This is a genomic window from Prevotella jejuni, assembly GCF_900187995.1.
Lineage (GTDB): Bacteria > Bacteroidota > Bacteroidia > Bacteroidales > Bacteroidaceae > Prevotella > Prevotella jejuni.
In genome coordinates, this window is sequence record NZ_FZNZ01000004.1 from 78,929 (window position 1) to 97,812 (window position 18,884).

Below are 18,884 nucleotides of genomic sequence, written 5' to 3' on the forward strand. Positions count from 1 at the left end.
AGGTAAGCTTACCATGTATGTGGATTAATCTCATTCTATTAACAATCTACACATTTAACGGAAGAACCCTTTTTGGGGTGTCTGTTGCTTTTGAAAGTATGTGTCTGTGTGTCTTTGTCATTGGTCATAATATTTCACGCGGCACGGTTCTTTGTAAGGTGTATAATACTCTATATCATTGTAGAATATGGCGAGTAAGAGGATTAATCACTTTTGAATGAAAGAAAGTGAAGTGTAAGTGCTTATTTAAAAGCACGTTGGCTTAAACGTACACCAATAATAGCAACACTGTCAAGCATAGTAATGTCACTTTGATTAGCATTACTTGTTTGTTGCGGTTTATCGCCCTTTCTTATTTTGTTCAGCTAAGGACAGATTATAGAGTAGATAAAGGCTGCTTCAAGACTCCGATGTGTGGAGCTTAAAGCAGCCTTTATTATTTGTCTTTACTACTTATTTCTTAAGAAGTCTGATACCAACGTCACTAATTCCTGGGACGGACTCACGGCTCATGATATGATGTATTGTGACATGCAACGAATCGTTGCGATTGAGCTGGAAGGAAGTGATAGGCTGACGTATCTCAGTGCTTGTGATACCTTTCTGACCAACCAAAGTACCCTTGTCGTTGACAATCTCGCAGTTAACAGTATCGTTATATGTTCTCTCTTGTTTCTTACGTTGCTTGAAGTAGATAACCTTCCGTTCAATAATCATACTTATATTGCGGTAAGGATAAGTTCGTGCAGCACGTAGACAAAGGTCTAACTGGTAGTTACCCTCCCATTGTCGAGGAATATCAAAAGTAAGTGTGTCATTGCGCAACCATCCCTGTAGCGACACACCTCTGTATTGGTCGTAGGTGCGTGGGTCGTTACATGAAGTAGTACTCATGATGGTAATCATGAGTACTATTATATATAATAAGGTGGAAACCTTATGTTTCATTCTTGTGTTCTTTCCGTTTGCTAAGGCTGTCTGCCTTCATTTCTATTGTTCTGTGGTTCACCTTCGTTCTGTTGCTGAGCAGGGCGAGGACCGTTATAAGGGCGTCGATTACTATTCTGTGGGCGACGGTTGTCGTTCTGTGGACGTCTGTTGTCATTCTGCTGACGGCCGTTATCCTGTCCATCCCGCTGGTTACGACGGTTTTCACGTTGTGGTCTACCCCCTTGTTGACCGTTGTTATTGCGCGATTGGTTGTTCTTCTTGCGCTTCTTAGCCTTGTCGAATCGACTGAGATCAGCACCTGCAAGGAGGTCGACAGGCTTCTTCGTCGGTTTGGCCTTACCATCTTCAAGTAGCGATAGAGGCTTTTCACCACGTCGGTTCAGTTCGATAATCTCCTTAGCACGCTCCGCACTGATGGTCTCGAGGTTTGCTGCAAGGTTCTTATCAGTAGAGTAGGTGCATAGACCATTGAGTATGTCAGTCTTAAAGAGATGGTATTCACCATCCATAGTCTCCAATATCACCTCCTTACTTGGTAGTTTCCTGCCAGCCTCCATGTAGTCGTCAACCTCATAGTTAAGGCAACATTTCAATTTAGCACACATTCCCGCCAGTTTAGTAGGGTTGAGTGAGATATCTTGAATACGTGCAGCAGTGGTAGAGACACTTGAGAAATTCTTCATCCAAGTAGCACAACAAAGTTCACGACCACAAGGTCCTGTACCTCCGATGCGGCCTGCCTCCTGTCGTGCTCCAATCTGTTTCATTTCAATTCGTACGTGGAAGGCAGCAGCAAGGTCCTTGATAAGCTGGCGGAAGTCGACACGTTCGTCAGCAATATAGTAGAAAATAGCTTTGTTCCCATCGCCCTGATACTCTACGTCACCAATCTTCATCTTCAGACCTAAGCCTTTTGCAATCTGTCGACTCTCAATCATTGTGGCGTGCTCACGTGCTTTAGCCTCATGATACTTCTGCATATCAACCTCTTTAGCAAGGCGATAGACACGCTTGATGTCGTCAGGTGACTTCACTGTCGACGATTTCTTAATTTGCAGTTTGACGAGTCTTCCTGTCAGCGTAACGACTCCTATGTCATGTCCAGGGTTAGCTTCAACAGCCACGATGTCACCCTTCTTCAAGTCAAGGTTGTTGACATTGTGGTAGTAACCCTTACGAGTATTCTTAAATTGAACCTCAACAAGGTCGGTTGTCTGGTTGTTGCCAGGCACGTCAGCCAGCCAGTCGAAGGTGTTCAGCTGGTGGTTTTGTCTGCCACACCCTTTGTGGCATAAACCTCGGTCACACCCATGCCAGACCTTGAATTTCATATCTTTGTAATCCATTGATTGTTTCTTTTTGTTTATATATATATTGGAAGCCTCCATGTTGACCTCTGATAGAGAGGGATGGTAGGCTGTGATAAGCAATGATAAATTATATTGTACAGCTTTCAAGCATATAACTTGTCAACTTGTCCACCTGTCAACTCGTCTACTTGTCAACTCGTCTACTTCTTCAACAACAACACAATGAGTTTCAGAGCCATGTCATAAAAGACAATCTTAGCGTTTGCATTCTGTCCAATATCACGATTGGCACGTTGGAAGAGTTCGTTGATTTCAATGACGTTAGCCTCGTTGATGAATCGAGCAAAGTTCTTTGCAAAGTTCTCCTCCTCCAGTGTCATGTAGTTAAGTTCAGGAGTTCGGAAGTTAAACATGAAGTTCTCACGCACTTGATGTTGGAAGTAAGTGAGCATACGACGTTCTTTCTCTCGTCCATAACCAGCCACAACCTCACTCCAACGCTTGAGGTCTTTTACGTTACGGAGGTAACATAGGCGCATAAGCATCTGAAACATGTTATGGAACTCACGGTTTTCATTACCAGCGTCCAGTGATTCCAATGCTTTCAACCAACTACCATTTGCAATGCGGGCAATGCGGTGAGCTGCATCAGCATCAATACCCCTCTTGTCGACGAGGGCGTTTTCTATTGCTTTGTCTTCTATCCGTTTCACATCAATACGCTGTGTACGACTGACGATAGTCTCGAGTAGCTTCTCTGGTTCCTCGCATACCATGAGGAAGACTGTGCCCTGTGGTGGTTCCTCCAACAGCTTCAATAGTTTGTTAGCTGAGGTGAGGTTCATTCGCTCTGGCAGCCAGATGATAGACACCTTATAGCCTCCCTGACTTGATTTCAACGCCAAGACACGTGACAGTTCGTCGCTCTCAGCACCCGTGATGATAGCCTGTTGTGTGGTAGCCCCCATCTGACTCATCCATTGATTCATGGTGAAGTAAGTCCCTTGCATGATGAGTCCGTGCCATTCCTTCGCAAAGTCAGTACTTACGGGTTGGTGTTCACTACTCATGCTTGGCAGTTTGATGGTAGGATAAGAGAAATGAAGGTCAGGATGTTCCCAGTTGCGAAGCATGGCACGAGCATTAGACACGGATGGAGATGATTCTCCATTCGTCTCATCACCAGCGAGCAAATAACAGGCAAAAGCCATTGCAAGCGCCATCTTACCCGCTCCATGAGGACCGCAGAAGAGTAAGGCATGAGGCAGACGGTCTTCTTTAACCATCTGAATAAGCCGTTCCTTAACTGCTTCTTGTCCTATAACTTCTGAAAAGTCCATCTTCTCTTGTATTCTTATTTATTTGCTGTTCTGTTGTAGAAGACCACTCTCTACTATTCGCTTCATCACCTCGTGCACACTGCTTACAGCCGATACGGTATAGAAATGTACGTTGTTGAAACCATGCGCATAAAGGTCTTTTACCTGTCTCACGGCCCATTCAATACCTAACAGGCGTGCCTCCTCATCCGTCTTACACAGCAAAGCCAACCCAGCAAGCTCTTCTGGGATGTCACAGTGGAATGTCTTTGGTACGACATGCAGCTGAGACAGCTTTGCAAACGGCTTAATTCCCGGTATGATAGGGATGGTAACACCCATCTTACGAGCCTGATCAACGAAATTATAGAACTTCTCATTATCGTAGAAAAGCTGTGTTACGGCAAAAGTAGCACCAAGGTCCTGTTTCTGTTTGAGGTATCGTAGGTCCTGTTCGAGGTTCGGTGCCTCCTCATGTTTCTCTGGATAGCATGCTACACCATATACGAAAGGCTTACCAGGATGTTTCATTGTAGAACCATCAGTGAATATTCCTTCGTTGAAGCTGTTCACCTGTTCAATCAGTTCTGTTGTATGACTATGCCCGCCCTCGGTCGGTGTGAAGAAGCGGTCTTCACGTGCTTTATCACCACGCAGGAGCATAAGGTTTTCAATACCCAAGAACTGCAAGTCGAGTAGTTCGTACTCAATATCCTCCTTTGTAGCGCCTGAGCATATCACATGAGGGATGACAGGAATGCCATACCTCTGCTGAATAGCAGCTGCGATAGCCACTGTCCCCGGGCGACGACGTACACTCTGGCGTTCCAGCAGACCGTCTTCACGTTCGTGATAGACAAACTCACTGTGGTGAGTAGTGATGTTTATGAAGCTCGGATTAAACTCCTTGAGCTGGTCAATATTGCGAAAGAGAGACGCTGTTCCACTACCTTTCAAAGGGGGAAGAACCTCAAATGAGAAATGTTTCTCGCCCGTCTCGTCATTTAGTATTTGCTTTATATATGTTATGTTGTTGTCCATTTGGCTACAAAGTTAGTAAATAATTGTGAGAAAAGGGGCAGGTTTGGATAAGTAAAACACTTAAAGAGTAAAAAAGTAAAAGCCTATTTGTACTTCTAAAAGTAGCTCTCTATGTAAGGGAAAAACGTGCTTCAAGTGTATTAATAAGTAGATGCTTCTTCCCAAAGAGGGGTATAAAGCAGGACGAATGAGTATTATTTAGAATTACTACTAATATATGAAAAGAGTTTTTATGGCAATTCTTGCCTTAGCAATGGCCGTAAATATGATGGCCGGAGACTTTGTGAAAGTAAAGAACGGACGCTTTATCCGTGGTGGAAAACCCTACTATTACGTGGGAGCTAACTTCTGGTATGGGGCCATACTTGGCTCTGAAGGACCGGGGGGCGACCGTGTGCGCCTTTGTCGGGAGCTTGATGAGCTACAGCGTTTAGGCATAGATAACCTCCGCATCTTGGTGGGTGCGGATGGTCTGCCGGGTGTTGAAGATAAGGTTGAACCTGTCTTACAGCCTCGTCCGGGGGTGTATAACGACTCTATCCTCGCTGGGCTTGATTATCTCTTGACGGAGATGAGCAAGCGAAAGATGGTTGCTGTACTTTATCTCACCAACTCTTGGGAGTGGAGTGGAGGCTATGGTGCTTATTTGGAGTGGGCTGATGAGGGACCAGCTTTGATACCACGTAGGGACGGCTATGGTGCTTACACAAAGTTTGCCAGTAAGTTTGCTGCTAATCAGAAGGCTCATTTGATGTTCTATGACCATATCCGCTTCATCCTTAGCCGTACTAATAGATACTCTGGAATGAAGTATGTCGACGACCCAACCATCATGTCTTGGCAGATATGTAACGAGCCTCGTGCCTTCTCAAAGGAAGCTTTACCAGAGTTTGAGAAGTGGCTCTCAGAGGCTACAGCACTTGTTCGCAGTCTGGATAAGAACCATCTTATCAGTCTTGGAAGCGAAGGTGCCTTCGGTTGTGAGCGTGATTATGGTTGCTTTGAGCGTATCTGTGCTGACAAGAACGTCGACTACTGTAATATTCACATCTGGCCGTATAACTGGCAATGGGCAAGAAAGACACATCTGAAGGAGGATCTCAAGGCAAGTTTTAAGCAGACACAAGATTATATCGACAGCCATCTTGCCATCTGCAAGCGCCTTAATAAGCCCCTTGTACTTGAAGAGTTCGGTTATCCTCGGGACGGTTTTTCGTTCTCATTGAAGAGTTCGACGAAGGCTCGCGATGCTTATTACAAGTATGTTATGGACGCTGTTGCAGAGAATGCAGTGCATGGTGGACTCCTTGTTGCCTGCAATTTCTGGGGTTGGGGAGGTTATGCAAAGCCTCGACATGAGCGTTGGCAGGCAGGAGATGACTTCACTTGCGACCCAGCACACGAACCACAAGGGTTTTATAGTGTGTTTGCATCAGACAAGTCTACCTTGAAGATTATTCAAAAACATACGAAACGTATGTCTGAAATCAAATAGTTTGGATTGTTTGAGAACTATTTTTAGTCAATAAACGATGGTATTCTTGTCGTTAAAGAATGCTTAGTTATATTATCATCAGGCTTTGATAGCGTTGCCGTCAATGCTCGATAGAAGGGATAGAGGTGCTTAATTGAGATTCAGTTAGGCACCTTTTTTCATGCCCTCTTGTCTCTGGTCTGCGAATTATTATCATGAAGAAAAATATTTTTTATCGTGAAAGAAAATATTTTTTATCATGAAGAAAAATATTTTTCTTCGTGAAAATAATTTATACCCGACGGTTTTTCGCTATCTATCATACCGATAGCAAGTAGAGTATCTCTGGTCTTTAATGCGTGTAAAAACGAGCTTTACACTACTTGATAGACGTGTGGAAGGGTCTTGACATTTAGTTACTGATATTAAGCAATTGCCTACTTAAAGACGTACACTTGTCTTCTTTCAGTATAATCTTTGGTTATCTACGGAATAAAGTGTAACTTTGCAGTACGAATGAAGGCCATGTGCAGGCCTCGTCATAAGGACGTTTGAAACATTAAAAAAGCAATAAAAAATGGAAATGTTTAAGTTTAATCCTCTTTTGAAGTCTATCCTTTGGGGTGGAGAAAAGATAGTACCTTTCAAGCATCTGACTTCTGATCAGAAGCAGGTGGGCGAAAGCTGGGAAATTTCAGGTGTTAAGGACAACGAGAGTGTTGTCTCTAATGGCGAATATAAGGGCTGGACACTGAACAAACTTGTTGAGACTTTGAAGGATAAATTGGTGGGTAAGGAGAACTATGAACGCTTTGGTAATGAGTTCCCTCTGCTTGTTAAGTTCATTGATGCACGCGAGCAGCTTTCTATTCAGGTTCATCCAACGGACGAGCAGGCACAAGCACAGGGTTTAGGTCGTGGTAAGACAGAGATGTGGTATGTGATGGAAAGTGATGCTGATGCTTCTCTTCGTAGCGGTTTGAAGCAGCAGATTACCCCAGAACAATACAAGGAAATGGTTGAAAATGATACTATTACAGAGGCTTTGTCAGAATATCCTGTGAAGGAAGGCGATGTGTTCTTCTTGCCAGCAGGTCGTATCCACTCTATTGGTGCAGGCTGTTTCTTGGCAGAGATACAGGAGACAAGCGATGTAACCTACCGTATCTATGACTTCAAGCGTCAGGATGCAGCGGGCAATTATCGTCAGTTGCATACCAAGGAAGCTGCTGAGTGCATCGATTATACCGTCTATCCAGACTATCGCACACAGTATGAGGCACGTCAGAATGAGCCTGTAGAACTCGTTAGCTGTCCTTACTTCACCACTTCTGTCTATGACCTTATAGAGCCAATGACACTCGATTATAGTGATTTGGACTCTTTTGTCATCTTTGTTGGACTCAAGGGTGAGGGTGAGATTACTGATGCTGAGGGCAATACTATCTCATTCCGTGCAGGTGAGAGTGTACTCCTTCCAGCTACAACAACGGTTGTCAAGGTTTCAGGAACTATCAAATTCTTGGAGTCATACGTGTAATCAATGACGCAAGTAACGTTTCTGAAGCATCATCTGTGAGGTGATTATAAAGAAAACGGCTCTCCTTCTCGAATGAAAAGGAGAGCCGTTTTCTTTATAACTAATGGATGATAAGTTTACTCTTTCGTCTCTTTTGCGTCCTCTGTGAGGGTCGATAGTACCTCTATCCCGTCTTTGTCGATATCCTTTGTTACGTATCGTTGCCAGTAAGCAATGATGAGTGTGGTGAGTGGAAGGGCTATGATAAGTCCGATAAAGCCCAAGAGAGCACCCCATACAGAGAGTGAGAGGAGTAGGATAGCAGGGTTAAGTCCCATGGCTTTACCCATTATCTTCGGTGTTATCACCATATCCATAAGGGCCTGTATGATGGCAAACACGGCCAAAGCCGACCCAAAGATAATCCAGAAATTCTGCCCTGTATCAGCCGCTTTGAGTAGTGCCAAGAATGCTGTTGGGACGAGGGCAAAGGTGTGAAGATAAGGTACAAGGTTGAGAATACCGATGAGTATGCCCAGTCCGATAGCCATTGGGAAATCTATAATGGTGAAGCCAATACAGAAGAGTACTCCCATACAGAGTGATACCAGTCCTTGTCCACGGATGTAGTTATTGAGTTCTCGCTCTACGTCTTGTGCCAGTCCGGCCCAGAAAGGGCGTGCATTCTTAGGGAATATCTTAATCCAATTGTTAGTCAACACCTCATAATCGAGCAGAATAAAGAACATATACAGCAGCGTGATACATGAGGCAATGACGGAGAGAACGACACTCGCCGTCTGTCCTATTACTGAGAAGAGCTTCGGCATAGCGGTCCTGATGGTGTTTCTAAAGTCCGGACTCTTCAGGTATCGTTCGATTTCATATTGGTTCTCCTTAATCCACTGCTGCACCATTGTCGATACATTGTTAGTGTGAGTCGTCTCGTTTAGATAGCGATTGGCTATGTGCATGAATCGATCTACTTGGTCTATCATTGGCGGAACAATGAAATAGAAGATAGCAGCAAAGATGGCTATAACAAATAGTAGGGTGACTATAATACTTAAAGCTCTGCCTGGTACGTGTAGTTTATACTGTACAAACTTAACAATTGGATAGAGGAGATAAGCTAATAACCATGCTATGAAGAAGGGTAGGAGTACCTCAGATAGTTCGTTGATGATAAATCCAACTGTTAGAACAGCAAGTACTATAAGTGCCCAACGGATGAACTTATCGAAAGTAATTGTTTGTCTCATAAGTCTTTTTAAACGTTTTTGTTTGCTTCTTCCTGTGTCGCCTTCTTGTAGCATTCACGGCATAGAGGTTCGTATTCCTGCTGTTCTCCGAGCATCACTCGTCGATTGTCGGCAATGAGACGATGGCTAACGTATGCCAAGGCACCACACTTCACGCAGATTGCATGCACCTTTGTTACCTCGTCAGCAATAGCACAAAGAGCTGGGATAGGGCCGAAAGGAACACCCTTATAGTCCATGTCGAGGCCTGCAATGATAACACGTACACCGTTGTATGCTAACTTGTTGCACACATCTGTTAGTCCTTCGTCTAAGAATTGGGCCTCGTCAATACCCACGACGTCAATGTCTGAGGCAAGAAGGAGAATGTTTCCTGATGAATCAATAGGGGTGGAATGGATGGAGTTCTGGTCATGACTGACTACATCCTCGTCCGAATAACGTGTGTCAATAGAAGGTTTAAAGATCTCAACCTTCTGCTTTGCGAACTTAGCACGCTTCATACGACGGATGAGTTCTTCTGTTTTACCAGAGAACATACTGCCACATATCACCTCAATACGCCCTTGACGACGTCTTTCTCCATTATGATTATCTATCTTTGCCATAGTTATTGCAAAGATAGATAAATTACGAGGAATAGTCATACTATAAGCGTTAAAAGTTATTGTGTAGGCCTATTCTTTGTCCTTTTGAGGGTGAGAACTGGGCAACTCGACGGATTTTCCCAGTGTTATTCGACAAGAATAGTCTTTTCTTCAACCGTTCTCTATGGTCGTGATGAGGCTTAATAGGAGTGGTGGGCATACTGAATATCAACTTTATTTAGCTTTCAATGCGTTATTAAATGTTGTTGGAAAGGTTTTTGTCTGTTAAGTTTTCTTGGAAAGTAAAGGATTTATTAAGATTTTGTTTTAGCCTTGTTGTTATAAAACATACTGACAGACTGTGTTTTAGAATATTTTACGCTTGAAAGGATGAGATGATAAGTATGATGTTTAATAACGCTTTTGGGTTAAAATTATAACATCATTGTTACTAAGTTTTGTCCCTTGCAAATGGAGATGTTTGTTATGTAAAAAAAGCTAATTTATTTTGTTCTTCTACACAATTGCTTTACATTTGCATTCAACAATGGGAACATTATATCTCGTACCGACACCGGTTGGAAACATGGAGGACATGACGCTCCGTGCCATCAGAGTCCTAAAGGAAGCTGATTTAGTATTGTGTGAGGATACTCGAACATCGGGTATTCTATTGAAGCACTTTGAGATTAAGAACCGTCTTATGTCTCATCATAAGTTTAATGAACATGCAAGTACTGCCAATATTGTCAATAGACTGAAGGCTGGAGAGACGATTGCTCTTATCTCGGATGCGGGGACTCCGGGTATTAGCGACCCTGGTTTCTTCCTTGCTCGTGAGGCTGCTGCTAACGGGATAACCGTTCAGACGCTTCCTGGAGCAACCGCTTTTGTACCTGCATTAGTGTCAAGTGGCTTACCATGCGACCGCTTCTGCTTTGAAGGATTCCTCCCTCAGAAGAAAGGACGCAAGTCTCATTTAGAGAGCTTAACCGATGAGACGCGCACAATGGTGTTCTATGAGTCCCCTTATAGAGTGGTGAAGACGTTGGAGCAGTTCGCTGAGGTGTTTGGAGCAGAGCGACAAGTAAGTTGCTGTCGTGAGATTTCAAAGGTGCACGAGGAGAGTGTTAGAGGAACATTGGCAGATGTTATCGCCCATTTCAAAGAGACGGAACCACGAGGAGAGTTCGTTATTGTTGTGGCAGGAAAGGACAAAGTAAAGTCTTCTGAACGGAAGAAACAAATGGATAAAAACGTGAAAGTATGAATAAACTATTAGTTTTTGCAGTATGTGGAGCCCTTGCGCTGGCATCCTGCAACCAAGACAAGAAGTCGGCATTAAACCCATCTGAGATAAAGAGTGACTCTTTGCGTAACATCATTGACGCTCGTGACCACGAGATAAACGATATGATGGGAACGTTGAACGACATCCAACAGGGTTTTGCAGCTATCAATGAAGCAGAGAATAGAGTGACGATAGCGAAGGATGGTGAGCGTGTTGATAAGGCAGAACAGATGAAGGAAAACATTCAGTTCATCGCTCAGCGTATGCAAGAAAACCGTGAACTCATCAAGAAACTACAGCAGCAATTACGCGAGACAGGCTTTAAGGGTGACGCAATGAAGGAGACTTTGAATCGTTTGACCAATCAACTGAGTTCTAAGGAGCGTGAGTTGAAGCAGTTGCGGGCTGAGTTAGAGTCAAAGAACATTCATATCAAGGAACTTGATGAGACTATCACTGGCTTGAATACAGACGTTGCTAATCTCAAGACAGATAAGGAGAACCTTACAGCCGATAAAGAGAACCTTACGAAAGAGAAGGAGAGTTTGCAAACAGAAAGCAACCAGAAGACCGAAACCATTAATACACAAGACAAGCAGTTGAACACTGGTTGGTATGTATTCGGTACTAAGAGCGAGTTGAAGGCACAACGTATTCTCGACGGAGGAAAGGTGTTGCAGGGTTCGTTCAACAAGAATTACTTCACAAAGATAGATATCCGTATCAACAAGGAGATCAAACTTTATAGTAAGAGTGCACAGTTGTTGACAGCGCATCCAAGCAGCAGTTACACGCTAACAACTGATACAAACGGACAGTATGTACTCCGTATCACTGACCCACAGACATTCTGGAGCACAAGCAAATACTTGGTTATTCAGGTTAGATAATCATAAAATACAAAATAAGAAAGAGGAGATGTGTTATAACAGCACATCTCCTTTTTTATTTCTCCAAACTTACTCCAGTCTCACAATTGGATATATTCAGAAGAGGGTAACTATTTCTTCAAAAAAGGTTGACGGTTTCTTCAAAAAAGGTAGACCTTTTTGCCCAAAAAGGTCTACCTTTTTTGTAATCGTGCTATCTGTTATGTCAACTTCTACAAAACCCTAAGAAGCCCCTATTGATGTGGTGCTTCGTCTTTTAGATTTACTAATTTCGTGGTAAACAATAGGCTGAGTGTGACGAAGCCTGCACCTATTGCCAGTCCGACATACTGAACATTATGAAGTAAGGTAAGGATGAATTCTGATTGCGTTCCGTTGATATATCGGTCAAAGATGGTTGGCAGTGTGAAGCTCGCAAGTGTCACAATACAGCCCAAAACAATACCAACAGCAAGCAGTTTAAGCGACATCAGTTTGTTCTTTCGCCTCTCCGCACGTTGATACGTCTTGACTTCTTCGATGAGTTCCAGCTGTCGTTGCAGTTTTTGCATGAAGGCATTGTCATCCGACAGTTGTGGATGATAGTCCGAGAGTAAGTCTTTCAAGAATTTATCTTCGTTCATCTTTCCAAAATATGTTTAAGTTCTTGCCGTCCACGTGAGAGTTGTTTCTTAATCGCATCCTCACTGTTTTCGGTTATCTCTGCAATCTCTTTTATTTGATAACCCTGCATATAATAAAGCAGGATACTTGTGCGCATTGTCTCCGAGAGCGTTGCCAACGCAGTGTGTAGTTCTTGATAGCGGAAGGCATCATCACTCTTACTGTTCCCTTGGAGCGTGATAGCCTTCTCAAGGGGTAGTTCCTGTTTGTGTTTCTGTTTGCGACGTGAGTCGATGAAGACACGATAAGCAATTTTCATTAGCCAAGCCGAGAACTGTCCACGTTCGTCATATTGACTACTGCGAAGGTAGGCTTTGATGAGAGCCTCTTGAGCAATATCGTCAGCTTCAGCACCATTGCCGCAGCATAAAGCCGTCAGGAACCGGCGTAGATGTGCCTGTTCCCGACCGACCTGTTCGACGAATTGTTCTCTTGTCATAATAACCTAATCGTTGTCTTTCAAGTTTTCCAAAGTCTTTTTGGCATTGTTGTAGGCGATTAACAACCCGCATCCTACTGCCAATGGGACAACACCAAATACGGCGCCTATAGGGATATATCTTTTGTCAAAACTTTGCAAAATGCTCAAAACTATAATAACCAATATGGTTGCCGCCCCTCCGATAAGACAGATTGTCCCCCAAAGTAGTTCCTGGTGCATTTTTGTCATCAGTTGCTCTTTGTATGATTTCTTTGAAGGGTTCAGCTTGTCGAGAAACTCCTGCACGTCAATGTCAGGATTCTTTTCAATAATAGCCGTAACAATCTCGCTTCTTTTGTCTGTTTCGTGTTGTTTGTTACGGTAAGAGAGCCAAGCCATTATGATAGGAAGAACTACTGCAATTGCTATTGGAACGAGACTTTTAATGATTGATTCTAATATTACATAATTCATAATCATTTGTTTTTAATATGTTATACATTTGGTTTTCTTTCTGAACCGATTCACTTGTATAACGTTGTTGATTTGTAAAAGGTGACATCAAAGGCATAAATTTATTTGTTTTATGGTATTAATTGTATTCTTGATAACGGCTCTTTTTTATGCTTACAATAACTTTTGAGCAAATTATTTACATGAAAATAAATATTTATTGTCGTGTAAATAATTATTTTTCTTCATGAAAAAAAATATTTATTTTCATGTAAATAATTCGTTGGAGTGTAGCTATGAGAGGTTAAAAGGGCATCTATCAGCTGCTTACCTCTTACCTTTAATGCTTGTAAAGGGCATCGATAAAATCCTTCCTCCTTCCTTTCTATATCTTTATTAGTATTAGGAGCAAAGGTAATGTCTTAACTCCTTTTACTACCTTCGTACTCCTTAACTCCTCAATCCCTACCTTCTTTCTTGGAAGAATCGTTGCATCAAGGCTCGACATTCCTCTTCCATTACACCGTAAGTAACATTAGCTTTTGGGTGGAAAGCCTTGGGTGCATATTCATGATAGCCTCGTTTTTCATCGGGACAACCGTAGACAATGCGCCGAAGTTGCGCCCAACCGATGGCACCAGCACACATGATGCAAGGTTCAACCGTCACATATAGCGTGCAATCTTGCAGATATTTACCTCCCAACTCATTGGCTGCCATGGTTATTGCTTGCATTTCTGCATGTGCAGTAACGTCATTGAGCGTCTCTGTCAGGTTATGGGCACGAGCGATGATACGGTCACGGCATACCACAACAGCACCAATAGGGATTTCACCTTCTTTATATGCAGCTTCGGCTTCAGCCAATGCACGCTGCATATAGTATAGGTCTTTCTTGCTTTGTTCTTCTGTACTCATACTGCAAAAATACGGGTTTTATTTTGATTTTACGAAAGATTATTCTAACTTTGTGCGTGAATATTAATGTACACAATTCTTGACGGGAGTGATAAAGTTTAAGGATTTTAGAAGAAGTAGGCTATACCTTTGTTTCATCCGTAAATCGATTTGATACGTATAAAGAATTATCTTATCTCCTTCTAATAGTCTGAACTTCTAAAACTTCTGCAAGTTGAGGAAAGAAAGACGCATGGCATACCATAACGAATTAGGTAAATGGGGAGAGGATGTGGCGGTAAGCTATCTCCAACAGTTGGGTTATGTCATTCTTCATCGTGATTGGGATTATCATCATCGAGACTTAGATATTGTTGCTATAGATAATGGTACGCTGGTTATCGTTGAGGTAAAGACCCGAAAGAATGAGCAGTTTGCTGATGCTGATGAGGCTGTCACCGTGCAGAAAGTGCGTTCGCTCTCGATAGCTGCCAATGCATACGTCAAGCGATATAACATCAATTTGGATATCCGCTTTGATATAATCACTGTTGTAGGGCAGCCAACAGGGACCAATGAAGTGCGCCATGTGAAGGATGCCTTTCTTCCATTCATATAAAGAATAGATTGTAAATGAAGATAATAGATGCCGTATTAGGCTTTTTCAAGCCAACAGTAGTAGAGAAAGAAAGAGAGGTGAAAACCGTAAGACTGGATGCTGTAGATAGTACAAACGCCTATCTGCGTACTTATACACCTGCTGATGATGAGCCAATGTCAGTCGTTGTTGCCGATTATCAGACTGCAGGAAAAGGGCAGGGGACGAACACTTGGGAGAGTGAAGCTGGTAAGAACCTGTTGTTCTCGGTACTTGTACACCCGACGATGCTGCCTGTTCGTAGTCAGTTCCTACTCTCTGAAGCTGGTGCCTTGGCTCTGAAAGAAGCTTTAGCAGACTATGTGAAAGAGGATATCCGCCTGAAATGGCCCAATGACATCTATTGGAAAGATAAGAAACTGAGCGGAACACTGATTGAAACAAAGCTTGCTGCGGGGCGTATAAAAGACTGTGTCTTCGGTGTGGGACTGAATGTAAATCAGGAAACGTTCCATAGTGATGCTCCTAATCCCGTTTCTCTCTGCCAGATTTTAGGGCATGAGGTTGACAAAGAAGAACTGCTGAATAAGATTATTAAGAAGTTCTCAGAACTCTATCGGCTGTTAGAGATGGGCGGATATAATGATATCAGTGCAATGTATCACGAAGCCTTGTATCGACGTGGAGGCTTTCATAAGTTCCGTGATGCTGATGGTGAGTTTGATGGCGCTATCGTTGAAGTAGAAGACGATGGGCACCTCATCCTCCGTGACAGCAAGGGTATGATTCGTGAATATCAATTTAAAGAAGTAGAATTTATTATATAATAAGGTGTTTGGGAAAGTAAAGAAGTTCCTTCAACTCCTTCAACTCCAAAAATAATGGCAAGATTTAAAAGAATTCTCTTGAAACTTTCGGGTGAGAGTTTGATGGGAAAACAGGGCTTCGGTATCGACCCTGAGCGTCTTAGCGATTATGCTAAGCAGATTAAGGAAGTACATGAAATGGGTGTACAGATTGGTATCGTAATCGGTGGCGGTAACATCTTCCGTGGTTTGAGCGGTAGCCAAAAAGGCTTTGATCGTGTGAAAGGCGACCAGATGGGTATGTGTGCAACCGTTATCAACTCTCTTGCTCTTAGCTCAGCACTTGAGGCAATCGGTGTGAAAGCTAAGGTTTTGACCGCTATCCGTATGGAACCAATCGGCGAGTTCTATAGCAAGTGGAAGGCTATCGAGGCTATGGAAGCAGGTTATGTTTGTATCTTCTCAGCTGGTACTGGTAGTCCTTACTTTACTACTGACACTGGTTCAAGCTTGCGTGGTATTGAGATTGAGGCGGACGTAATGCTTAAGGGTACACGTGTAGATGGTATCTATACAGCCGATCCAGAGAAAGACCCAACAGCAACAAAGTTCTCTGATATTACATACGATGAGATTTACACAAAGGGTCTTAAGGTAATGGACCTCACAGCAACGACCATGTGTAAGGAGAATGACCTACCTATTTATGTCTTCAATATGGACGTTGTCGGTAATCTGAAGAAGGTTATGGACGGTGAAGATATAGGTACGTTGGTGCATAATTAATGCTGATTATTCTTAAATGAATAGCTGTTGCAGCAGGTAGGTGACTACCTGTCTGCAACAATATACGTAAAATAAAAATCGACGAGAGAACTCATCTTAATCCTGAAAACCTTTTGAACATAGATTGATAAAAAGTTATTGGATATAAATATTAAATATATACATTATGTAATATTATAAAAATAATTTTCTTATCTTTGCAGTTCAAATTCTAATAGTATAAAACGATGAAAAGAAGAAATACACTATTTATCCTCTTTACGCTGTTGTTTAGCCTCACAGCTATGGCACAGCAGAACCCTGTTCATTTTTCTGTACAGCAGAAGCAGGTTTCACCAACAGAGGTAGAGGTTATCTTCACAGCGAAGATCGACCAGGGATGGCATGTATATTCAACGAATCTTCCTGCTGATGGTCCTACATCTGCATCTTTACATGTAGACAAAGCAGAGGGCGTAACACCAGTAGGTAAGCTCACAACACGTGGTAAAGAGTTGAATGTCTATGATAAGACTTTCGAGATGAAACTACGTTATTTCGAGAATAGCGTTGGTTTCGTTCAGCGTTACAAGATAACAGCTAAGACCTATAGTATAAAGGGTTACCTGGAATATGGTGCTTGTAACGATGAGATGTGTTTGCCACCAACACAGGTAGAATTCAATTTCAAAGGTAATGGACCAGCTTCCGCTCCCGCAGCAACACCAACAGCTGCTAATGCAGAAACGGAAAAAACAACGACAGCTGCTACTAATGTAGCAGCTGATGGTTTATCTGCACTTACCGCAATGACTGCAGATACAGCTAAGAAAGCTGATGTGTTGCCAGCCGATACTGCAGGGGCTCTAAAGCAGGAGAATGCACAAGTAAATGCAGATGTTAACTTGTGGCAACCTGTTATCAAAGAGTTGTCAGCCTTCAATAGCACCAAGGATAGTACTAATAGCTCTCTTTGGAGTATTTTCTTTATGGGTGTTTTGGGTGGTTTCATCGCTTTGCTCACCCCTTGTGTATGGCCTATCATTCCAATGACGGTAAGTTTCTTCCTCAAGAGAGCGAAGGATGACCGTAAGAAGGGTATTCGTGATGCTGTGACATACGGCTTGTCAATCATTGTCATCTATATGGGTTTGGCAACGCTTGTTACTTGGGCTTTCGGTCCACAGAAGTTGAATGAGTTGGCAACAAATGCACCGTTCAATGTGTTCTTCTTCCTTTTGTTAGTAGTCTTTGCATTCAGTTTCTTTGGTTGGTTTGAACTTCGATTACCTTCTTCATGGGGTAATGCGGTTGACAATAAGGCCTCTGCGACAACAGGTTTGCTTTCTATCTTCCTTATGGCATTCACCTTGTCATTGGTAAGTTTCTCTTGTACAGCTCCTGTCGTAGGTCTTCTCCTTGTTCAGGCAGCAACAAGTGGTGACTGGGTAGCTCCTGCAGTGGGTATGTTTGGTTTTGCTTTGGCTCTTGCCTTGCCATTCACCTTCTTTGCTCTCTTCCCAACTTTACTTAAGAAAGCACCAAAGTCTGGTTCATGGATGAACATGATTAAGGTTGTATTGGGTTTCATCGAATTGGCATTCTCACTGAAGTTCTTGTCAGTAGCCGACCTTGCATACGGCTGGCATATTCTTGATCGTGAGACATTCCTTTCCATTTGGATTGTTCTCTTTGGCCTTTTGGGATTATACCTCATTGGTAAACTCAAGTTTCCTCATGATGATCTCGAACAGAAGGCAATGCCAGTACCAGCTATCATGTTGGGCCTTTGCTCGTTAGCTTTCTCTGTTTACATGCTTCCTGGACTCTGGGGTGCACCTTGTAAAGCGGTTAGTGCGTTCGCACCACCTATTAATACACAGGACTTCAACCTTGCTCCACAGACCGTGCATGCTGCTTATACGGATTATGATGAGGGTATGCGTGCAGCGGCTGCAGCTGGTAAACCCGTCTTGATAGACTTTACTGGTTTCGGATGTGTTAACTGTCGTAAGATGGAGGCATCTGTCTGGACCGACTCACGTGTCGCTGAGAAGCTGAATAAAGACTATGTCCTTATTTCGCTTTATGTAGACGACAAGACTCCATTGAAGCAGCCTGTTGAGGTGAAACTACCTGATGGAACGTCACGTACACTGCGAACTATTGGCGACAAGTGGAGTTATCTGGAACAGACTAAGTTCGGTTACCTTGCTCAGCCATTCTATGTTCCTTTGGATAATGCGGGTAAGCCGTTGAATGGTAGCTTCAGTTTTAAGGAGGATGTACCTGCTTATCTTGAATTCCTCGATAAGGGCTTGGAGAATTATCACGCCAAACAGCAATAATGATATAGGCTGACAACATTGCGCTTAATGAGCTCGTAGATAGTATAGAGCCGCATAGTCATGTGTTCTGAAAGAGGTTGTATCAAAAAGACCATTGGAAGGTCTTGATTGATACAACCCTTTGTTCTATTTATACCTGAAGCCTTTACTATCGCACGAGAGGATACGTACTATTTGGTAAACGTACCTTGTACAGATAAAGTATTAGTTTCTTCCATGTTATTTAATGCTTTTAAGAATAAAAAGGTGTAAGGATGAAGATCGTAAGAGGGTAGTCTGTGAGTATATG

At 42.8% G+C, this 18,884-nt stretch carries 18 protein-coding genes; 8 read left to right on the top strand and 10 right to left on the bottom strand.

Annotation, left to right across the window (positions count from 1 at the left end):
• Positions 1 to 453: 453 nt before the first annotated feature.
• The 4 genes from CHB62_RS02300 to CHB62_RS02315 all read right to left on the bottom strand — a co-directional run bounded on the left by CHB62_RS02300 (position 454) and on the right by CHB62_RS02315 (position 4,621).
• Positions 454 to 948 carry a gliding motility lipoprotein GldH gene (locus tag CHB62_RS02300; RefSeq protein ID WP_009012257.1) on the bottom strand — a complete coding sequence of 165 codons (495 nt, stop codon included), beginning with the start codon at positions 946 to 948 and terminating at the stop codon, positions 454 to 456.
• Between the two features lie 20 nt (positions 949 to 968).
• Positions 969 to 2,297: a PSP1 domain-containing protein gene (locus tag CHB62_RS02305; RefSeq protein WP_089365537.1), complete on the bottom strand. Its 1,329-nt coding sequence runs from the start codon at positions 2,295 to 2,297 to the stop codon at positions 969 to 971.
• A gap of 164 nt (positions 2,298 to 2,461) precedes the next feature.
• Complete coding sequence (locus CHB62_RS02310) at positions 2,462 to 3,601, bottom strand: DNA polymerase III subunit (protein ID WP_089365538.1); 1,140 nt, start codon at positions 3,599 to 3,601, stop codon at positions 2,462 to 2,464.
• Positions 3,602 to 3,619: 18 nt separating this feature from the next.
• Positions 3,620 to 4,621: a methylenetetrahydrofolate reductase gene (locus CHB62_RS02315; protein ID WP_089365539.1), complete on the bottom strand. Its 1,002-nt coding sequence runs from the start codon at positions 4,619 to 4,621 to the stop codon at positions 3,620 to 3,622.
• A 217-nt stretch (positions 4,622 to 4,838) separates the two neighbouring features.
• Here CHB62_RS02315 and CHB62_RS02320 point away from each other — a divergent pair, with 217 nt between their 5' ends.
• Both CHB62_RS02320 and CHB62_RS02325 read left to right on the top strand, forming a co-directional pair.
• Positions 4,839 to 6,116: a glycoside hydrolase 5 family protein gene (locus tag CHB62_RS02320; protein WP_176414835.1), complete on the top strand. Its 1,278-nt coding sequence runs from the start codon at positions 4,839 to 4,841 to the stop codon at positions 6,114 to 6,116.
• A gap of 556 nt (positions 6,117 to 6,672) precedes the next feature.
• A complete protein-coding gene (locus CHB62_RS02325; protein WP_089365541.1) occupies positions 6,673 to 7,635 on the top strand; it encodes a type I phosphomannose isomerase catalytic subunit in 963 nt (320 codons plus the stop codon).
• A gap of 116 nt (positions 7,636 to 7,751) precedes the next feature.
• Here the strand turns inward: CHB62_RS02325 and CHB62_RS02330 are convergent, their stop codons facing one another.
• On the bottom strand, positions 7,752 to 8,876 hold the full coding sequence (locus CHB62_RS02330; protein WP_089365542.1) for an AI-2E family transporter: 1,125 nt from the start codon (positions 8,874 to 8,876) through the stop codon (positions 7,752 to 7,754).
• A gap of 8 nt (positions 8,877 to 8,884) precedes the next feature.
• Positions 8,885 to 9,484, bottom strand: coding sequence for a thymidine kinase (locus CHB62_RS02335; RefSeq protein WP_089365569.1), 600 nt, complete (start codon positions 9,482 to 9,484; stop codon positions 8,885 to 8,887).
• Between the two features lie 526 nt (positions 9,485 to 10,010).
• Between CHB62_RS02335 and rsmI the strand changes: the two genes are divergently transcribed.
• Positions 10,011 to 10,733, top strand: coding sequence for a 16S rRNA (cytidine(1402)-2'-O)-methyltransferase (gene rsmI / locus CHB62_RS02340; RefSeq protein ID WP_089365543.1), 723 nt, complete (start codon positions 10,011 to 10,013; stop codon positions 10,731 to 10,733).
• Positions 10,730 to 11,644 (top strand): Cbp1 family collagen-binding glycoprotein adhesin, encoded by a 915-nt coding sequence (locus CHB62_RS02345; protein ID WP_089365544.1) that lies wholly within the window; start codon positions 10,730 to 10,732, stop codon positions 11,642 to 11,644. The genes rsmI and CHB62_RS02345 overlap by 4 nt, the downstream gene beginning before the upstream one ends.
• A gap of 233 nt (positions 11,645 to 11,877) precedes the next feature.
• On the opposite strand, the gene CHB62_RS02350 is transcribed toward CHB62_RS02345, so the two are convergent.
• From CHB62_RS02350 to CHB62_RS02365, 4 genes are all read right to left on the bottom strand, one after another.
• On the bottom strand, positions 11,878 to 12,267 hold the full coding sequence (locus tag CHB62_RS02350) for a PTS cellobiose transporter subunit IIC (protein WP_089365545.1): 390 nt from the start codon (positions 12,265 to 12,267) through the stop codon (positions 11,878 to 11,880).
• Entirely contained in the window at positions 12,264 to 12,746 is a 483-nt protein-coding gene (locus tag CHB62_RS02355; protein ID WP_089365546.1) for an RNA polymerase sigma factor, read from the bottom strand. Before CHB62_RS02355 ends, CHB62_RS02350 begins: the two co-directional genes overlap by 4 nt.
• Before the next feature lie 6 nt (positions 12,747 to 12,752).
• Entirely contained in the window at positions 12,753 to 13,208 is a 456-nt protein-coding gene (locus tag CHB62_RS02360; RefSeq protein ID WP_089365547.1) for a hypothetical protein, read from the bottom strand.
• Positions 13,209 to 13,646: 438 nt separating this feature from the next.
• A complete protein-coding gene (locus CHB62_RS02365; RefSeq protein ID WP_089365548.1) occupies positions 13,647 to 14,099 on the bottom strand; it encodes a nucleoside deaminase in 453 nt (150 codons plus the stop codon).
• Positions 14,100 to 14,331: 232 nt separating this feature from the next.
• Between CHB62_RS02365 and CHB62_RS02370 the strand changes: the two genes are divergently transcribed.
• The 4 genes from CHB62_RS02370 to CHB62_RS02385 all read left to right on the top strand — a co-directional run bounded on the left by CHB62_RS02370 (position 14,332) and on the right by CHB62_RS02385 (position 18,595).
• Entirely contained in the window at positions 14,332 to 14,697 is a 366-nt protein-coding gene (locus tag CHB62_RS02370; protein ID WP_004360454.1) for a YraN family protein, read from the top strand.
• A 14-nt stretch (positions 14,698 to 14,711) separates the two neighbouring features.
• On the top strand, positions 14,712 to 15,503 hold the full coding sequence (locus tag CHB62_RS02375; RefSeq protein WP_089365549.1) for a biotin--[acetyl-CoA-carboxylase] ligase: 792 nt from the start codon (positions 14,712 to 14,714) through the stop codon (positions 15,501 to 15,503).
• Between the two features lie 54 nt (positions 15,504 to 15,557).
• Positions 15,558 to 16,268 (top strand): UMP kinase, encoded by a 711-nt coding sequence (gene pyrH, locus CHB62_RS02380; protein ID WP_025837978.1) that lies wholly within the window; start codon positions 15,558 to 15,560, stop codon positions 16,266 to 16,268.
• A gap of 227 nt (positions 16,269 to 16,495) precedes the next feature.
• Complete coding sequence (locus tag CHB62_RS02385; RefSeq protein WP_089365550.1) at positions 16,496 to 18,595, top strand: protein-disulfide reductase DsbD family protein; 2,100 nt, start codon at positions 16,496 to 16,498, stop codon at positions 18,593 to 18,595.
• The last annotated feature ends 289 nt before the right edge of the window (positions 18,596 to 18,884 follow it).